Annotated in this window: 1 protein-coding gene; it reads right to left on the bottom strand. The window is 69.2% G+C overall.

Features of this window, described 5'->3' with window-relative positions; genetic code table 11:
* Nucleotides 1–940: RecQ family ATP-dependent DNA helicase (locus AB0J09_RS65090; RefSeq protein ID WP_360714537.1), on the bottom strand; the 940-nt coding region annotated here is incomplete at its 3' end.
* Between the last annotated feature and the right edge of the window lie 318 nt (nt 941–1,258).

Raw genomic sequence — 1,258 nt, 5'->3', positions numbered from 1 at the left:
CCATGACCGTCGCCATGCTCGGCGGCCGGTACCTGCCGACGACGAAGCGCACGTCGGGCTTGTCGATGCCCATGCCGAACGCGATCGTGGCCACCACGATCAGCCCGTCTTCCCGCAGGAAGCGGGCCTGGTGAGTGGCGCGGGTGCGGGCGTCGAGACCCGCGTGGTACGGCACCGCGGCGATGCCGTTGTCCGTCAGGAACTCGGCGATCTTCTCGACCGAGGAGCGCGACAGGCAGTAGACGATGCCGGACTCGCCGGGATGCTCGGTGCGCAGGAACTCCAGCAGCTGCCGCTTGGGCTCGCTCTTGGGCGTGATGCGGTAGTGGATGTTGGGCCGGTCGAAGCCCGCGACGAAGTGGCGGGCCTGGTCGAGGCCGAGCCTGGAGGAGATCTCGGCGTGGGTGGCCGGGGTGGCGGTGGCGGTCAGCGCGATGCGCGGCACCTCCGGCCAGCGCTCGCGCAGCGTGGACAGCTCGAGGTAGTCGGGGCGGAAGTCGTGACCCCACTGCGCCACACAGTGGGCCTCGTCGATGGCGAACATCGAGATCTCGCCCTTGGCCAGCAGCCTCAGTGTGGCGTCGACCCGCAGCCGCTCGGGGGCGAGGTAGAGCAGGTCGAGCTCACCGGCCAGGAACTCGGACTCGACCAGCTGCCGCTCGTCGAAGTCCTGCGTCGAGTTGAGGAACCCCGCCCGCACGCCGAGCGCGCGCAACGCGTCGACCTGATCCTGCATCAGCGCGATCAGGGGTGAGATGACCACCCCCACGCCACGGCGCACCAGCGCGGGGATCTGGTAGCAGAGCGATTTGCCGCCGCCGGTGGGCATGAGGACGAGCGCGTCGCCGCCGGTCACGACATGGTCGATGATCTCCTGCTGTCCCGCCCTGAACGAGTCGTAGCCGAACACGCGGTGCAGAACCTGGGTGGGGGTATCCATGCGGCTACCTTACGTGTTCGGGGGCGAACGTTTCGTGAGTTCCGCCAACGGCGATCGGGCCCGCCTTCGGCGTCCGGACGGCGTCCCACCAGTCTGCCCGACCGCGATCGGTGACCACGCCACCAAGGCATTCCCCGCCGCGCCTCGGCGGAGGAAACCGAGGCCCTCGGGGGAGGGGCTGAGGTCCCTTGAGGTCGGGCTTGTCCACCTCGGACGAGGGCGTAGGACTGCGCGCGTCGTGGGACTACGGTCCACTGGGTGTCGAGCTCAAGAACAACGTCAAGCGGCAGTGGTGGCTGTCGATGGTCCAGTCGCGCG

The organism is Nonomuraea sp. NPDC049784 (genome assembly GCF_040659615.1).
GTDB lineage: Bacteria > Actinomycetota > Actinomycetes > Streptosporangiales > Streptosporangiaceae > Nonomuraea.
Note: the sequence above shows the minus strand (reverse complement) of the source record. Positions and strands in the feature narration are given on the sequence as shown.